This window comes from Acidovorax sp. GW835-FHT14G06, assembly GCF_058793595.1.
This window is the reverse complement of the sequence record NZ_JBXAGA010000018.1, coordinates 40,110-54,619: the sequence shown is the minus strand read 5'-3', so window position 1 is coordinate 54,619 and position 14,510 is coordinate 40,110. Positions and strand designations below refer to the sequence as shown.

Genomic DNA, 14,510 nt, shown 5'->3' with positions numbered 1-14,510 from the left:
CGGTCTACCCAGACCACCCCCGCGCCAGTGCTAGCTTTGCGTACCGTCACTTATTGCACTGAAAACGAGGAGACCCCCTGTCCGCCCGAACACCTCCTTCTGCAGCGACACGGGCTGAGCGCTTAAGGTCACGATCCCCACTTCTACTGGGCCCGCTTTCTGTGGCGGTGGCGGCTCGCCGCAACCCGCAAGCACCACCCCTATGGCGATGAATGCACCGTATGGAAGAGCTAGCCGAGCCTGCGGCTCGGAAGGAGAAATTGGTGAATTGAGAACGATCATTCTCAATTATTATCATGAGCACATGAATAGCTCTGTAAGACAACAGGCAATGGCCTTAGACCCGGAACGGAAATCCTCGAAAAGCGATCGTTATGAGGAGCGTAGAAGCATGATCCTGCGCCAGGCGCGTGCGTGTGTGCTTGAGCATGGCTTTGCCGGCTTGACGATGTCGCGGCTGTCGGAACGCACGCGCCTGAGCGCTGGGCAGATTTACCGCTATTTCGACAACAAGGAAGCCATCGTTCACGCCATCATGGAAGGCATAGCAGCCTGGCGGTTAGAACGTATCGAGGAGACAGGTCTGCGGATGGATTGGGCGCATGTCTTCGCCTCTCGGATGGCGAATGCGGACACCGAGAGTGTGGAAAATCAGTTGCTCGTGCTTCACATGACTGCGGAAGCATTCCGCGATCCGGCAGTCGCCAAGATCGTCTCCCATTCGGACGCGCAAACCTATGCAGCCTGCATGAGGATTTTCAGGACAGCTTATCCAGACCTGGTCGACAGTGAGTTGGCTGCCCGCTACGAATTGATGACTGTGCTCGCGCAGGGCTCTGTGCAACGTCGCATTGCTCCAGAGCCCATGGATGTGAAGGCTTTTGAACACTGTCTGAGGACAACGCTTGCAGGGATTCTCCCAACGTAGCGCGTGCCTTTTCAAGAAGCCTGACGGCTTCGCCATTGCTCGATAGCTTTGTCCTCACACCGCGTTTCCAATTCGCTTCGTGTGATCGAGGCAACTGCGGCTTTGTATTTGGTCTCTAGTTCAGAAGTACTGCGCACGGAGAATTTCAAGTCCTTGATGAGCCCGTCCTTCAGACCGTAGCACCACCCGTGCACAGCAAGCGCTTGCCCTTGCTTCCACGCATCGAGTACTACGGTCGTCTGTGCAACGTTCATGACCTGCTCTACGACATTGAGCTCGCATAGTGCATCCAGGTGATGTTGGGGATCGAGTCTCTCGATCAACTCGTGGTGCCGATCTCGCACGTCTTTGACGTGGCGGATCCAGTTGTCTGCCAATCCAACGCGGATGTTCTGAAGAGCGGCCTGAACACCACCACAGCCATAGTGTCCAACCACCATGATGTGCTCAACGTGCAACTGATCTACAGCGAACTGAATGGTCGACAGGCTGTTCAGATCCGTTGGCACCACGACGTTGGCCACATTCCTGTGGACGAAGATCTGGCCTGGATCCAAACCCGTGATTTGATTCGCGGGAACCCGGCTGTCCGAGCAACCGACCCACATGAACTTCGGCTGTTGCTGCTTCATGAGGTCAGTGAAGAATCCCGGCCTCTCGCGCTCCATGCGACTGGCCCAGGTGCGGTTGTTGACGAAAAGATCGTCGATGGAAGCAGTCGACATATACGCCCTCATCAGTATTTGGACATCTTGCAGCCATGAGGCTGTTCGGCCTTGGCGGGAGCAATCTGGCGCACCACACGGAAGCCATAGCCCGAGCCTTCGACGTCGAACTTGACGCCGGGCGCGCCCTTCCTGTCCATCACGCCCACTACCAGCGCCTGCTGGAACTGGTGGTCCGCCGCGCGCATGCTGCCGCCCTGGCCCGAGAGCTGCACACTGGCCTTCTCCATCTGGCGCGCCACGGCCACCGGGTCGGTGCTGCCCGCGCGCTCGATGGATTGGGCCAGCGCTTCCACCATGAGCTGCATGCGCATGTGCACGTAGTCGTCCTGCGGCTTGGGAAAGCGCTCGCGGAAGGCCTGGTAGAAGACCTCGCTCTGGGCGCCCGGCACGTTGGGCAGCCAGTCGGCCACGGCCACCACCTTGCCGATGCCGGCGTCGCCGATGGCTGCCGGAGCGCCCAGCGCATTGCCGTAGAAGGTGTAGAAGCTGCCTTCGTAGCCCACCTCGCGCGCGGCCTTGACCAGGAGCGTGAGATCGTTCCCCCAGTTGCCCGTGACCACGGCCTGCGCGCCGCTGGCCTTGATCTTCACGGCGTAAGGCGCGAAGTCCTTCACGCGGCCCACGGGATGCAGTTCGTCGCCCACCACGGCCACGTCGGGACGCTGGGCCGCCAGCTGCTTTTTCGCCTCGCGCAGCACAGCCTGGCCGAAGCTGTAGTCCTGGCCGATCAGGTAGACACTCTTGAGCGCCTTGTCCTCGCGCATCACCTCCATCAGCGCGGCCATGCGCATGTCGGCATGGGCGTCGAAGCGGAAGTGCCAGAAGCTGCACTTCTCATTGGTGAGGATGGGGTCCACCGCCGAGTAGTTGAGAAAGAGCACGCGCTTGTTCGGCTCGCGCTCGTTGTGCTTGTTGATGGCCTCGATCAGCACCGCAGCCGTGGCCGAGGAATTGCCCTGCAGCACGATCTGCGCGCCATCGTCGATGGCCGCGCGCAGGGCCGACAGGGCCTCTTCGTTCTGGCCCTTGCTGTCGTAGCGCTCCAGCGCCAGCGGGCGCGGGCCGCCGGCGCTGGTGGGCAGCGCCACGCCGCCGCGCGCATTCACGCGCTCCATGGCCCAGTAGATGTTGCGGTAGACGGCCTCGCCGGTGTTGGCGAAGGTGCCCGAGAGGCTTTCGATCAGCGCCATCTTCACTGCTGGCGCAGTATTGCGTTCCGCTGTTGTTTGCTCAGCTGCATATGCCGCAGCTCCAAAATCTGTCAGTGCAATGCACGGAAGAGCAATCGCGAGAGCAATGCGGCGGCATGTCGTAATGCCATATAGAAGCACATCAATGAGTTTCAGCATACTTGTCTCTTTCTTACCTATGCAAAAGCTGGCTGCCCTGATCGATAGCCATCAACCAGAGGCGGGTTTCCGTGAATTACAATCCGTTTTGTACATATCTTCCATAGTGGTTTTCGATATGTCGATGCGGGCAATGACGACCGGCAGATTCGGGATTTCGAGGACTGCCGGCATAGTCGCCCCCCCGTAAAATTGACCAGCGCAACGCACGTCGACAACGTGCAGAGTTTGAATCTAGCTTCACAGCCCTTGGCTGTGGCCGCAGTTCTGCGGCATAGCCACTTAGGTTTACATGAGTACCAAGAAAAAAGCACTGCCCATGGCGGAGGATGATCAGGCGAGCATCGCCGATACAAGCCCAAGTTCCTCACGGAACAAGCGTAGCGAGCTTGGCGAACGTGCCGCCCAGCACCTGATAGATAGCCGCCGCCTCTTCTACTTTTCGCAAGTCGCCAAGATGGGGAGCTTCACCGCTGCAGAGGCGGCGCTGGACGTGGCACAGTCGACTCTCAGTCGCCAGATCCAGCAGTTGGAAGAGGAACTGGGCGCCCCGCTGCTTTTGCGAGCAAGCCGTGGAGTCACCTTGACGCACGCCGGCGAAGTTCTGCTGGGCCAGGCCGAACTGATCATTCGCGAGATGGAGTCTGCACGCGAACAGATCAGCATGACGAGGGGAACGACGCGAGGCCGAGTCACCATTGCGGCCCCGCGTCCTTTTTCCTCGCGATACTTTCCAGGTGTAATCCGCCGTTTCAGGGAGGAATTCCCCAAGACCAAGCTGACTGTGCTGGAGGCTTCAAGCGGCCATGTCCACCAGTATCTGGCGGACGGGGCCGTCGACTTGGCCGTGGTTCTCCACAATCCGAACTCGCAGAAGATTGCAACCCGCAAGATCATTGTTGAACCACTGGAGTTGACGATGAGAAACGACCATCCGTTGGTCGGCGAGAAGTTGATTGATCGATCAAGACTCAGCGCGATCCCGGACCTGCTGCTTCCTGCCGCCACCCACGGAACACGCTTTGTGATAGAGCGCTATCTGCAAGACGGCAACATCGAGCTTGACCCGATGGTCCGCATGGACAGTGTCTCGCTCATGCGAGGGATGATTTCTCAAGGCTTTGGCTGTGCAATTCTTCCTGCAATGGCCTGCCAGGAACAACTTGAATCCGGACAATTCGTTGCAAAGCCACTGCGTCCGGCACTCAGCCGGACGCTCTACATGGCAAGGCTTCGCGAAAGAAATCAATCCCCTGAAGCCAAAGCCATGGAGGACATCATTCTGGGGGAGGTGACCTCCCACGAGAATGAGCCCTGGATGATGAACGACGAATAGGCTCGACAACCAACTAGAAGCCGACGTTTGAACGCCCCTTCAACTGGAGCATCGATCGGACGTCATCGGGTGTTGCCACCTCGATGCCGAGCTCATCCAGCAAGCGTTTGATCTTGCCAACCTGTTGCTCGTTCGATTCGGCGAGGGTCCGGCGGGCGATGAAAAGACTGTCTTCCAATCCCACCCGCACACTGCCTCCCATCACTGCGCTCTGGGTTGCGAATGGGATTTGGTGGCGGCCGGCAGCCATGACCGAAAACACGTAGTCGTTTCCAAACAGCTTGTCCGCCGTGCGCTTCATGTGCGTCAGATGCGCGGGATCTGCGCCAATTCCACCGCGTACGCCGAAGATCATCTGCACGAAGAACGGCGGCTGGGCAATTTTCCGATCAGCGAAGTCCGCCAACGTGTAGAGGTGGCCGAGGTCGTAACATTCGAACTCGAACCGAGCGCCGTGCTGGTGGCCAAGTTGCCTCAGGATGCCGTCGATGTCTCGGAAGGTATTGCGGAAAATGACGTTGTCACTGCCCTCTACATAGTCCTTCTCCCAAGCATGCTTCCATGTGTCGTACTTGGACGCCATCTGAGAGAACACGAAGTTCATCGAACCCAGGTTCAGCGAGCACAACTCAGGCTTCGCCTGAAGCGGTGCAGCCAGACGTTCTTCGAGCGTCATGCGGGTGCTACCACCGGTGGTGATATTCAGAACTGCGTCCGTGCGCGCGCTTATCTCGGGAAGAAACTCCATGAAGACATCTGGCCGAGGGGTTGGGCGTCCATCGACCGGATCCCGCGCATGCAAGTGAATTACCGCTGCACCTGCCTTTGCGGCGGCCAGACTGGAGTCGACAATCTCTTTCGGGGTCACCGGCAGAGCCGGCGACATTGTCGGAGTGTGTACAGCGCCTGTGATGGCACACGTAATGATGGCCTTGCGGCTCACGGAGGTAGTCATGATGCGAAAGCCTCTTCGATGCGCCCAAGGATGTACTCGTCAGTCGGGTCTCTGCGCAGGGGGGTGACGGAGATAGCGCCTGAGCGAACGGACGCCAAGTCAGTGCCGGGCGTCGCGGGTACTTCGTGGGCATAGTCCACATGAACCCAGTACAGCGGAATGTTGCGCCCATCGCGGCTTTCCACAGGGAAGAACGGCCTTCGGACACGACGGCCTGCAGGGACTACATGAACGCCTGTCACTTCGCCGCCAGGATTGGCAGGAAAGTTCACGTTGAACACCAATCCATCCACGAACGGTTGCGAAATCAGCTTTCTAAGGACTGGTTCCAGGTGTCGCTCCGCGACGTCGAAGTTCGGCATCTGACCGAGTTCACGCACCTGGCTGAATGCGATAGCAGGGATGCCGAACTGCGCAGCCTCCATCGCCGCACCCGAAGTCCCCGAATATGCAAGATCATCGGCCAGGTTCTCACCATGATTGACGCCCGAAAGCACAAGCGTGGGCGGAGAGTCCTTCAGCAGGTGTCCGAGCGCAAACATCACGCAGTCCGCTGGCGAACCTTTGACGGCGAATCGACGCTCATCCAATTGCCGGACACGCAGTGGCAGGGAAAGGGAGATGGACTGCGAAGCGCCCGACCGCTCTTCGTCGGGAGCAACAACGAAGACTTCGCCGCCAAACTTCGCGGCGACCTTCTCAAGCAGGGCCAGGCCGCGGGCGTGCACGCCGTCGTCATTCACGACAACGATGCGGCGTGTCAAAGCTTCAATCGACTCATTGGAGGTCATACCGCTTGGCTCCCATAAAGCTCGAGTTCGATCTCACCAAATCGCAGTTGAGCGCTGGGCAGCTTCGTCGCCAGGATGAGTCGTGACACCTCTTCCAGCTCTGGGCTGGAGAAGAGCGGGTAGTCGCGTCGCACGGCGCCGGCGGCGCGCATGCGCACCAGGTCGGCTTCCGGAACAAGGGCCCGCAACAAGAGTTCGTCGTCGTCTTCCGTGCCGTGGCGCTTCCTCAGTTCCTGGATGGTCGGCTGTTCGGGAGGGTTGGCGACGACGTGCTTGGCACGCGGGTTCGACATGATCTTGTCGAGAACGTTTGGCTCGATGGGCGCAACCATCTCGCCGTAGTGACCTGCGGCGTATGCGATCACCTCATCCGAGACGATCGAGTAGCGCTTGCCAGTGACGATGTTCAGAACAGCCTGGATGCCCACGATCTGACTGAAGGGAGTCGCCATGCCGGGGTATGCAAGCTCGCGCCGCACAACCGCAGTTTCGCGGAGCACCTCGTCCAGCCTGTGCTCCATGCGGTGCGTGGCAAGATTCGCCTTCAACGTACCGACCATCCCCCCAGGGATCTGATGCTTCACAGCAAGCACGTCGTACTCGTTGTTCTGATTGATCAGATAGCCAGCGGCGCGTCCCACCCGTTCGAAGTGAGTGGCGACCGGCTCGAGAAGGTCAAGATTCAGGTCGTGGGTGTGCCCCATCACCTCCAGGTTGTGGGCAAACATCTGGACCGAAGGAACGGCAGGCCCATTGGCCAGCGGCCTAGAAGAGGTGTGAAGGATGGTGACTCCGAGCTCGACCGCATCCAGATAGGCCTTGCCCGATTGGCCCAGGATGTTGTTGGCGTGAAGCTCGATCGGCTTGCCGCGCGAGACCGCGAGGATTGCCGGGATCAACGTGCTCAGGCGCTCTTTTTCCAAGACACCTGCAGTGTCGTAGATGAGGATCGAGTCAATATCGTCGGAAGCCGCCAGCTTCTTTGCCTTGTCTGCGTAGTAGGCATCGGTATGCACAGGCGAAAGCGTGAACATCAGGGCTCCCGCGCAGGTCGATCCGAACTCCTTGGCGACCTTGGCGAGACGCAGCATCTTGTCGATGTTGAAAAGTACGTCGTAGACCCAGAAGCTGCGCAGCCCGTGCACGTTCAACTGGCGCATCCACGCGTCCATCAACGCGTCAGGCGTGATGGAGAAGGTGACCGCTGCGTTGGAGCGCATTCCCGCCCGCTTGGGTGTCCTTGGCATGGCTTCCACCAGCAGGTCCAGGCCTTCCCAGGGGTTCTCCTGGCAACTGCGCGCCAGTACCTCAAACAGAGAGGAAGCCGTTGTATCAATGACGCTGTAGCCGGTCCTGTCAATGATAGGAGCGACTGGGAGCGCCATTCCAGCCTTCATCCGCATACCCCACAGCGCTTGCTGTCCGTCGCGAATTGTCGTATCCAAGATGTGAATGTGTGCCATAGCAGTACTTATTGAGCTTGAAGAAATTGAGGCATGAGTACGCGCTCAGCCCATCGGGTATCGACGTCGTTTTTCAAGACGTCCGGGTGCGCAAGGAGGAAGCGCAGGAGTTCGACATTGCTTCGAATGCCAGCAATGCGGGCCCCCTGTACCACCGAAAGCATGGTTCGCATGGTCTCGTCTCGGTTGTTGCAGTGGACGAGAAGCTTTCCGATCATGCTGTCGTAGTACGGGGGAACAAGGGCACCAACATGCATCGCGCTATCCAGGCGGCGACCATCACTGTTCGTGTCGAAGTGCCATTCCGTGAGACGGCCAGGGCTTGGCTGAAAATCTCGGCGCGGGTCTTCCGCCAGGATTCGCAACTCCACGGCATGGCCATTGAAACGGATGTCTGATTGTTGAAGCGGAAGCTTTTCAAGGGCGGCGACTTGAAGCTGCAACTCGATCAGATCCACGCCGCAGATCATCTCGGAGACGGGATGTTCCACCTGGATTCGAGCATTCACCTCCATGAAGTAGAACTCGTCTCGATCCGGGTCGAACAGGAACTCCACCGTTCCAGCATTCCGGTACTTCAACGGCTTCAGCAGACCAATTGCAGCCGCATGAATGCGCTGTCTTGCACCTTCCGAAAGGGCAATTGCAGGCGCCTCTTCCATCATCTTCTGGTACCGACGCTGCAGGGTACAGTCACGCTCTCCAAAGTGAAGAACTTCACCGTGTCCATCGCCCAGTACCTGCACTTCAATGTGGCGCGCTCGTTCAACAAAACGCTCCAAATAGAGCGTTCCATCTCCGAATGCCTCAAGCGCTTCTTGCGATGAGCGGTCGAAAGAATCCCGCAGTTCGGATGCATTGCGCGCAACCCGCATGCCACGGCCGCCACCGCCAGCGGACGCCTTGGTGATTACTGGATAGCCGATTCGCTCAGCGGTACTGAGCGCTTCCTCAGTGGACGAGACCTTGCCAGTTCCCGACACCATTGGAATTCCGGCCGTCGTGGCCAAGCGACGCGCGGCAAGCTTGTCTCCAACTGCTTCAATGGTTTCGGATCGAGGTCCTACGAACAATATGCCCTGGTCCTCGCAAAGCTTGGCAAAGGATGCCCGCTCCGAGAGAAAGCCGTAACCTGGGTGCAACGCGTCGCACCCAGTTGTCACCGCAGCATGGACAAGAGCCGGCCCATTCAGGTAGGAGGAGCGTGCAGGAGCAGGTCCTACCACCACGACCTGGTCGGCCTCCTTTGCCGCCATGCTCTCGCGATCAGCAGTGGATACGGCCAGTACCGAGTGAATGCCAAGCTTTTTCGCAGCCCGCACCACACGAAGCGCGATTTCTCCGCGGTTGGCAATGAACAACTTCCGGATCACTGGAGGCCCTTTCAGGATTCGAGCTGCACAAGGAACAGCGGCTGATCGAACTCGACCAATGAGCCATCGCTCACATAGACCTCGCGAACGATGCCTTCTGTTCCTGCCACGAGGGGAGTGAAGAGCTTCATCACTTCGATGAGACAGACCTCAGTGTCTTTGGATACACGCGATCCGATCTCGACGTACTTCTCGGCACCTGGCTTTGGGGCGCGATAGAAGGTTCCCAGGTTCGCCGCACGGACGAAGACGTGCCCATCCGGGGCAGCACCAGACACTGCCGCTGCCGCTGCGGGGGCCGCTGCCTGCGTTGCCTTTTCAGCGGCGGGCGGTGTCGTGGTGGCGGTAGGAGCCGGAGTCGCTGGGGCAAGCGCTGCGGGAGCTTGCGACGGGACGTCAGAGCGTCCCTTCCAAATCTGCCGCACACCGTCAGCGTTCTTGGAAAGTTGAAGTTCGAGATTGCCCGCAGCGACGCGCATCTCTCGCGAGCTGCTGCGCTCGAAGGCCTCGATGAGAGCAGCGATATCTTGGGACTTGATGTTCAGCACGGAGTGTTCCTTGGGTAGAGGTGGATAGAAATGGAAGGATGGTTGGCGGCTCCGAGCCGCAAAATTCAGCGAAGGGCGCCGGCGACTGCGGCGACGAGAGGAGGAAGAACCGGATCTGCGACAACGAAGTCCAGGCCATGCCTGACAGCCGCGTGAATCCCTGCATCGGTGGCGATGGCACCGCCTTTTGCCCCCTTGTAGGAGCCGCCTTTCAGGAGCCGCGCGAGTGCTGCATCCACGGTGTCCGCGTCACAGGCTTCCTCATCCCCATCCAAATCCAGTACAGGCTGGGCAGTGGAGTCACCAATCCGCAAAACGCGAATTGGCGACCGCGCCGCAGCCCAAGACAACAGCTCACCAAGCACAGGATCGCTGCGTTCATCAGCGCGCTCAACTTGAAGAGCTTCGTCGTAGACGGTCCCGTTCTGGCCATCGACCGTAACAATGCGACCTGTTAGCTCCCGTAGCCTTCCAGCACCGCACCCGACGACACACGGGACACCGAGCGAACGGCTGACCACGGCCGCGTGAGAGGTGCTTCCTCCCTCCTCGGTCACGACCGCTGCCGCACCAATCATTCCGTGCAGATCGTTTGGACTGGTGGTGGGGCGAAATAGCACGACGCGCTCTCCGCGCTGAATGAGGACTTCAGCCTGATCCGCATCGTTGACAACGATGCCGATACCGACGCCAGGGCAAGCGCCTTCACCTTGGGCGACTGGCAGTTTTCCCTGAATGGACGAGGCGGGTATCTGAGGTGCAAGCAGCTGACGCAGTCGGTCAGGTGTGACACGCTTCAATGCTGCCTCCCGCGAGATCCGGCCTTCCTTCACAAAGTCAACGCTCGTCCGCGCCGCCGCCTGCGGAGCCAGCTTCGCAGATCGCGATTGAAGAATGAACAGCCGACCGTCCTCCACGGTGAACTCGATGTCCTGTACCTCTGACGCGGCTCGCTCCAAGGTCTCGGCGGCACTCAGCAGCTCTTGGTGCGCACTGCTTAGTCTCTGCTTCAGGTCATCCAAGGGCTGCGGCGTGAACCGGCCTGAGACCACATCCTCACCCTGCGCCTTGCTCAGGTACTCGCCGAATGGCTGACGCTCTCCGGTAAGTGGGTTACGGCTGAAGAGCACCCCAGTCCCGGAGCGCTCATTGAGATTGCCGAAGACCATTGCCTGGACAGTCACAGCCGTGCCTAGGTCGTGCGGGATGCCATGGTGCTCGCGGTACCGCTTTGCCCGCCTGGAGTTCCACGATGCGAACACAGCCTCGATTGCCGCATGCAATTGGGCATAGGGATCTTTCGGCACGCCCACGCTCCGGTTGATGAGGGCTTGGCGAATGGATTGCAGTTCTGTCGAGTGACCTTCCTCGATGTCCTCCTTCAACACCACGCTCGCAAACAGCTGCAGGAATCTCCTGTGCGTGTCATTTGCAAACGCCGGGTCGCCGCATTCCTTCGCAATCTCCGCCTGCACATCGTCGTTCATGCCGAGGTTGAGGACGGTATCCATCATGCCCGGCATTGACACAGCCGCTCCGGAGCGGACCGACACGAGAAGCGGCCTCGGGCCTCCTCCGAACACTCGCCCGCTTTGACGCTCCAAGTAGCCGATGCCCGCCTGGATTTCTTCGAGAAGCGAGGGCCATAGCCGACCCTCTTCGAGATACCTCGCATTGGATGGCGCAGTGATCACGAATGCTGGGGGCACCCTCAATCCAAGGTGCATCATGTGGGCGATAGACCACGCCTTTCCGCCCACAAGACTTCGCTCCGGCAGGTTCGATCCATCCAGCACCAATGTCGAAGGTGCCTCTGTAATGGCAATCATGGCTTCATTCCTTGCGTTGCTCGCCCAAGAGGCACAGGAGGTCTTCGTGGAGCTCGAACCAGACGGTGTGGTAGCTGTCGGTTTTTGCGTCACTGACCCAGGCCAAGTCTCCTGACTCGGCCTTGTCCAGTGCCTCTTCGAGCTTCTCGCTGTACACCTTCATGCGAGGCAAACTCTGAGCAAGTGCAGCGAGGATGCGCTTCGCATGCTCATGCAGCTTTGAGAGCCGTGACAGGATCTTGTCGTCATAGGCCTCGTCGCTGTGATCGTTGGGGACCAACTTTCCAGCGACTTTCATCGTCTGCCAGTCCGTGATCAAGGACTTGAGGTCGTGGTTGATCTTCTCGAAGTCCAGATGCGCGTCACGGAACGCTTTGTCGTTTCGCAGCGCTCCGTAGAACCGGCTGTAGTTGGCGTGAAGCGACAGGCGAGCCGCCGGCGAAACTGCGAACTTTCCACCGACGTCGATCACGGTCCCTTTGGCCACGCCCTCGTCGACGACCTGCTTCACACGCCCGGGAGGTAGATCCAAAAGCGATGCAATCGCATCGGGGTGCGCATACTTCTTGATGGCAAGGCCGTGAAGTACCAAGTGTTGTTCAGCGTTCATGGCTCATTCGAAAGTCTGTGCGTTGATCTCATCGCGCGTGACACGCGCTCCCTTGCCTTTGAGAGTCCTCGATTGCCGCTGCTCGAGCTTGTAGAGCTCATCGGCGAGAGGGCTATCGAAGTGGTACTTCACCCATGTGTCGTCCAGATACCGGAAAGGCTCCTTGCACAGGGCGGGCATGAACTCTTTGCAGCGCTTGTTCAACTCCTGCAGCGTGAGGTCACCCTGGGTCGTTCGGTATTTATCGACCTTCTCCGGCAGGTAGGTGACCCCCGGATGAATCCGGTTGCCAACCGTGGGAACACAGCCGTCGTCGACCGAAGCTGCAGCGGACAGCGGAGAGTAGGTACGCTTGGGCAGATTGGAGTGCTGCATCATCACGTAGGGACTGACCTGGTGACTTGGGCAGGACAACGGCACAAAGAGCGCACCCAGGATCTGGTTGCCGTACTCGTCGTTGAGCAGTGGACGGAAGCGATCCGCGCGTTCGTCGATCTTGTTCCAGTCGTCGGCCTCATAGCAGCCGGCAACATGCGCGAAATCCTTGATGATGTTGTAGTACGTCAGTGCGCCCGCATCCATCAGTTGCTCGCGGTGGTAGGAGGCGAAGCGTTTCCACAACTTGGCCGTCGTGTCTTTGAAGATGTTGGTGAGTTCCACCAGGGTCTTCGTGAGTTCTTCCTTGCTTCCCATGCCGATTGGGATCTGGGTCTCCGACAGTTCGTCAGAGGTATAGAGGCCTACCCCGCAAAGATTCTCAGCCTTGTACTCAGGCTTCGATTCGAAGCTCCCCCAGTCGTCGACAATGTAGAAGTGGGTGTCTTTCACCGCAGTGGTTACCGTGATCCGGCCATAGGGCACCTCGGTGGCGATGCCATCCAACCATGGCATGTCGCCTTCCGCCAGGTCGAAGAAGTCCCGCACCAGCATCTCGCGGCCATTGCCCAGGTTGTAGGGCCCGTGGTTGGTCATGCATACCCGGCTCTCGCAGGCCACCAGAACGGCGTACTGGGACAGTGCCGCGAGGAATTGGTCCGTTGCTGTATGGAGCTCGTCCCCATGGGCGCACTCATACATATCGGCGTGGTAGACCTGGATGCGGCGTTCTGCCAGGATTTGGGAACGGTGCCCGGCCTCCTTGCACGTCAGGCGTCCATCTTCCCGTCGACGCGCCAGTTGAAAGCGGCGCCAGAAGTTGAGCACGTAGGCAAGGTCTTCCGCAGCGTCGTGCGGGCGGATCACACCCATGTTGATGAGCATCTCCCGGCCCAGGAGATAGAAGTTGATCATGCACCAGTTGATGCCCATCGACTCCAATTTGGTGGTGCAGTTGCGGATGCGATCAGCAATGTCCTCCGGCGACATGTGCGATTCGATTTTTCGCAGCAGTGCCGGATAGCGGTAGAACGCATTGAGGTATCCCAGCATCACGTAAGCCGACACCGGGAAGAACTTGGACTCTTGGACGGTACGCGTGACGCCGAGGTAGTAGGTCTCCTCGCCGGCGGCACGCATGATGTTGTTTGTCTCCAGAATCTGGCTGTAGGTCAGGTTTGGACGGGGCATGGCTGTCTCCTTCAGTTTTGATTGATTGCGCTATCAGCGAGCGATCTTCCAAACTCGCACAGACATATCGGTGCCCGACTGGTAGGCCTCGGTTGTCTTTGCTGGAGCACTGACCTCAAGCTCCACCAGGTCGCCATTCCTGATCCCCTTGATCTTGGAGTTCATGAGGCAAGGTATGCCGTACTCACGCGTGAGAATTCCCAGATGGGAACGGACAGTGCCGCCTGCACAGATCACCCCGGCGAACTGCTCCAGAATGGGCGCGGTCAACGTGCCTCCGCTGTCGTCGATGACGGCAATGGTGTTCACAGGCACGCCGCCGGCGAGCGCATCTGCCACGTCCTTGATCGACCGGAAGTAACGCGCAGTACCTCGCACGTTCTTGGGGTGCTCGACCACGTTGTCGCCCTGGCCGCAAAGCTGTCGTCCGTCTTGGTCGGCCGCTGCGATGTTGGCCTCGCCGTGCTCGAACGAGAATTCGTCGGGATTGCCTTCCGCGCCTGGGATGGGCAGGTAGGCGTTCGGGCGTTCAAGCGCGGAAATCATGGCGGAGCTGGTGAACCGGTATCCGTTCGCCAGGACTTGCGCCTCGATCGACTTCATGTCTTCGGCCGTAATCAGCTCGTAGCTTGCGCCGAACACGAATTCAGCCCAGGTGCACTTTCGCTCCTCCAGCCTGCGCCTGATGAGGTCTTTGATTGCACTGTGGTACGCCTCGACGATAGGGGGGCCTTCGCCGTCGTCGTACTTGTTGGTGTCCATGAACAGGGTGGCCATTGCGTCTCCTCATTGAGTAGTTCAGCTACGTCACGGCCTATCCGCTGTTCGCGTCATTCAGCCGCTGGGGCCCATTGTAGTTGCAGTTTATACATATCTAATATTGGTGTTTACGATATGTTTGGCTGATCTGGTGTTGCCCGAGCCCATGGTGCTCCCTGCACTAGACCGTGTAGGTCCGCAGTACGCTGGCGGTGCGTCTTTTTCTCGCTTGATGTGTTTCGACTGGGTGTCGCGCTTCAGCAGATGTGGCGGAA

At 59.1% G+C, this 14,510-nt stretch carries 13 protein-coding genes; 2 read left to right on the top strand and 11 right to left on the bottom strand.

From position 1 onward, the window contains the following. Window positions 1-202 precede the first annotated feature (202 nt). Window positions 203-928, top strand: coding sequence for a TetR/AcrR family transcriptional regulator (locus AC1Q64_RS23160; protein WP_082176364.1), 726 nt, complete (start codon window positions 203-205; stop codon window positions 926-928). An 11-nt stretch (window positions 929-939) separates the two neighbouring features. On the opposite strand, the gene can is transcribed toward AC1Q64_RS23160, so the two are convergent. Further along, window positions 940-1,653 (bottom strand): carbonate dehydratase, encoded by a 714-nt coding sequence (gene can / locus AC1Q64_RS23155; protein ID WP_024000937.1) that lies wholly within the window; start codon window positions 1,651-1,653, stop codon window positions 940-942. 11 nt (window positions 1,654-1,664) lie between these two features. After that, on the bottom strand, window positions 1,665-2,921 hold the full coding sequence (locus AC1Q64_RS23150; RefSeq protein WP_049696848.1) for a branched-chain amino acid ABC transporter substrate-binding protein: 1,257 nt from the start codon (window positions 2,919-2,921) through the stop codon (window positions 1,665-1,667). Between the two features lie 376 nt (window positions 2,922-3,297). On the opposite strand from AC1Q64_RS23150, the gene AC1Q64_RS23145 reads away from it, so the two are divergent. After that, complete coding sequence (locus AC1Q64_RS23145) at window positions 3,298-4,341, top strand: LysR family transcriptional regulator (RefSeq protein ID WP_024000938.1); 1,044 nt, start codon at window positions 3,298-3,300, stop codon at window positions 4,339-4,341. A 13-nt stretch (window positions 4,342-4,354) separates the two neighbouring features. On the opposite strand, the gene kce is transcribed toward AC1Q64_RS23145, so the two are convergent. The 9 genes from kce to AC1Q64_RS23100 all read right to left on the bottom strand — a co-directional run bounded on the left by kce (window position 4,355) and on the right by AC1Q64_RS23100 (window position 14,253). Further along, on the bottom strand, window positions 4,355-5,296 hold the full coding sequence (gene kce, locus AC1Q64_RS23140; RefSeq protein ID WP_024000939.1) for a 3,5-dioxohexanoate:acetyl-CoA acetone transferase: 942 nt from the start codon (window positions 5,294-5,296) through the stop codon (window positions 4,355-4,357). Then, a complete protein-coding gene (surE, locus tag AC1Q64_RS23135) occupies window positions 5,293-6,087 on the bottom strand; it encodes a 5'/3'-nucleotidase SurE (protein ID WP_020227207.1) in 795 nt (264 codons plus the stop codon). The genes kce and surE overlap by 4 nt, the downstream gene beginning before the upstream one ends. Beyond that, window positions 6,084-7,550: a hypothetical protein gene (locus AC1Q64_RS23130; RefSeq protein ID WP_020227208.1), complete on the bottom strand. Its 1,467-nt coding sequence runs from the start codon at window positions 7,548-7,550 to the stop codon at window positions 6,084-6,086. The genes surE and AC1Q64_RS23130 overlap by 4 nt, the downstream gene beginning before the upstream one ends. 8 nt (window positions 7,551-7,558) lie before the next feature. Then, window positions 7,559-8,911 (bottom strand): acetyl-CoA carboxylase biotin carboxylase subunit, encoded by a 1,353-nt coding sequence (locus AC1Q64_RS23125; RefSeq protein WP_492252948.1) that lies wholly within the window; start codon window positions 8,909-8,911, stop codon window positions 7,559-7,561. Between the two features lie 23 nt (window positions 8,912-8,934). After that, window positions 8,935-9,471: a biotin/lipoyl-containing protein gene (locus tag AC1Q64_RS23120; RefSeq protein ID WP_020227211.1), complete on the bottom strand. Its 537-nt coding sequence runs from the start codon at window positions 9,469-9,471 to the stop codon at window positions 8,935-8,937. Window positions 9,472-9,536: 65 nt separating this feature from the next. Continuing rightward, window positions 9,537-11,300: a pyruvate, phosphate dikinase gene (locus tag AC1Q64_RS23115; RefSeq protein ID WP_020227212.1), complete on the bottom strand. Its 1,764-nt coding sequence runs from the start codon at window positions 11,298-11,300 to the stop codon at window positions 9,537-9,539. Window positions 11,301-11,304: 4 nt separating this feature from the next. Then, a complete protein-coding gene (locus AC1Q64_RS23110; protein ID WP_020227213.1) occupies window positions 11,305-11,910 on the bottom strand; it encodes a hypothetical protein in 606 nt (201 codons plus the stop codon). 3 nt (window positions 11,911-11,913) lie between these two features. Beyond that, on the bottom strand, window positions 11,914-13,476 hold the full coding sequence (locus tag AC1Q64_RS23105) for a hypothetical protein (RefSeq protein ID WP_492252947.1): 1,563 nt from the start codon (window positions 13,474-13,476) through the stop codon (window positions 11,914-11,916). A gap of 33 nt (window positions 13,477-13,509) precedes the next feature. Next, window positions 13,510-14,253 (bottom strand): PEP-utilizing enzyme, encoded by a 744-nt coding sequence (locus AC1Q64_RS23100; RefSeq protein ID WP_020227215.1) that lies wholly within the window; start codon window positions 14,251-14,253, stop codon window positions 13,510-13,512. Window positions 14,254-14,510: the final 257 nt, after the last annotated feature.

What these genes read in the sequence shown, in the direction of transcription:
- AC1Q64_RS23130 (WP_020227208.1), bottom strand. Translation starts at nt 7,550, where the DNA reads ATGGCACACATTCACATCTTGGATACGACAATTCGCGACGGACAGCAA.
- can (WP_024000937.1), bottom strand. Translation starts at nt 1,653, where the DNA reads ATGTCGACTGCTTCCATCGACGATCTTTTCGTCAACAACCGCACCTGG.
- AC1Q64_RS23160 (WP_082176364.1), top strand. Translation starts at nt 203, where the DNA reads ATGGCGATGAATGCACCGTATGGAAGAGCTAGCCGAGCCTGCGGCTCG.
- kce (WP_024000939.1), bottom strand. Translation starts at nt 5,296, where the DNA reads ATGACTACCTCCGTGAGCCGCAAGGCCATCATTACGTGTGCCATCACA.
- AC1Q64_RS23105 (WP_492252947.1), bottom strand. Translation starts at nt 13,476, where the DNA reads ATGCCCCGTCCAAACCTGACCTACAGCCAGATTCTGGAGACAAACAAC.
- AC1Q64_RS23145 (WP_024000938.1), top strand. Translation starts at nt 3,298, where the DNA reads ATGAGTACCAAGAAAAAAGCACTGCCCATGGCGGAGGATGATCAGGCG.
- surE (WP_020227207.1), bottom strand. Translation starts at nt 6,087, where the DNA reads ATGACCTCCAATGAGTCGATTGAAGCTTTGACACGCCGCATCGTTGTC.
- AC1Q64_RS23100 (WP_020227215.1), bottom strand. Translation starts at nt 14,253, where the DNA reads ATGGCCACCCTGTTCATGGACACCAACAAGTACGACGACGGCGAAGGC.
- AC1Q64_RS23110 (WP_020227213.1), bottom strand. Translation starts at nt 11,910, where the DNA reads ATGAACGCTGAACAACACTTGGTACTTCACGGCCTTGCCATCAAGAAG.
- AC1Q64_RS23115 (WP_020227212.1), bottom strand. Translation starts at nt 11,300, where the DNA reads ATGATTGCCATTACAGAGGCACCTTCGACATTGGTGCTGGATGGATCG.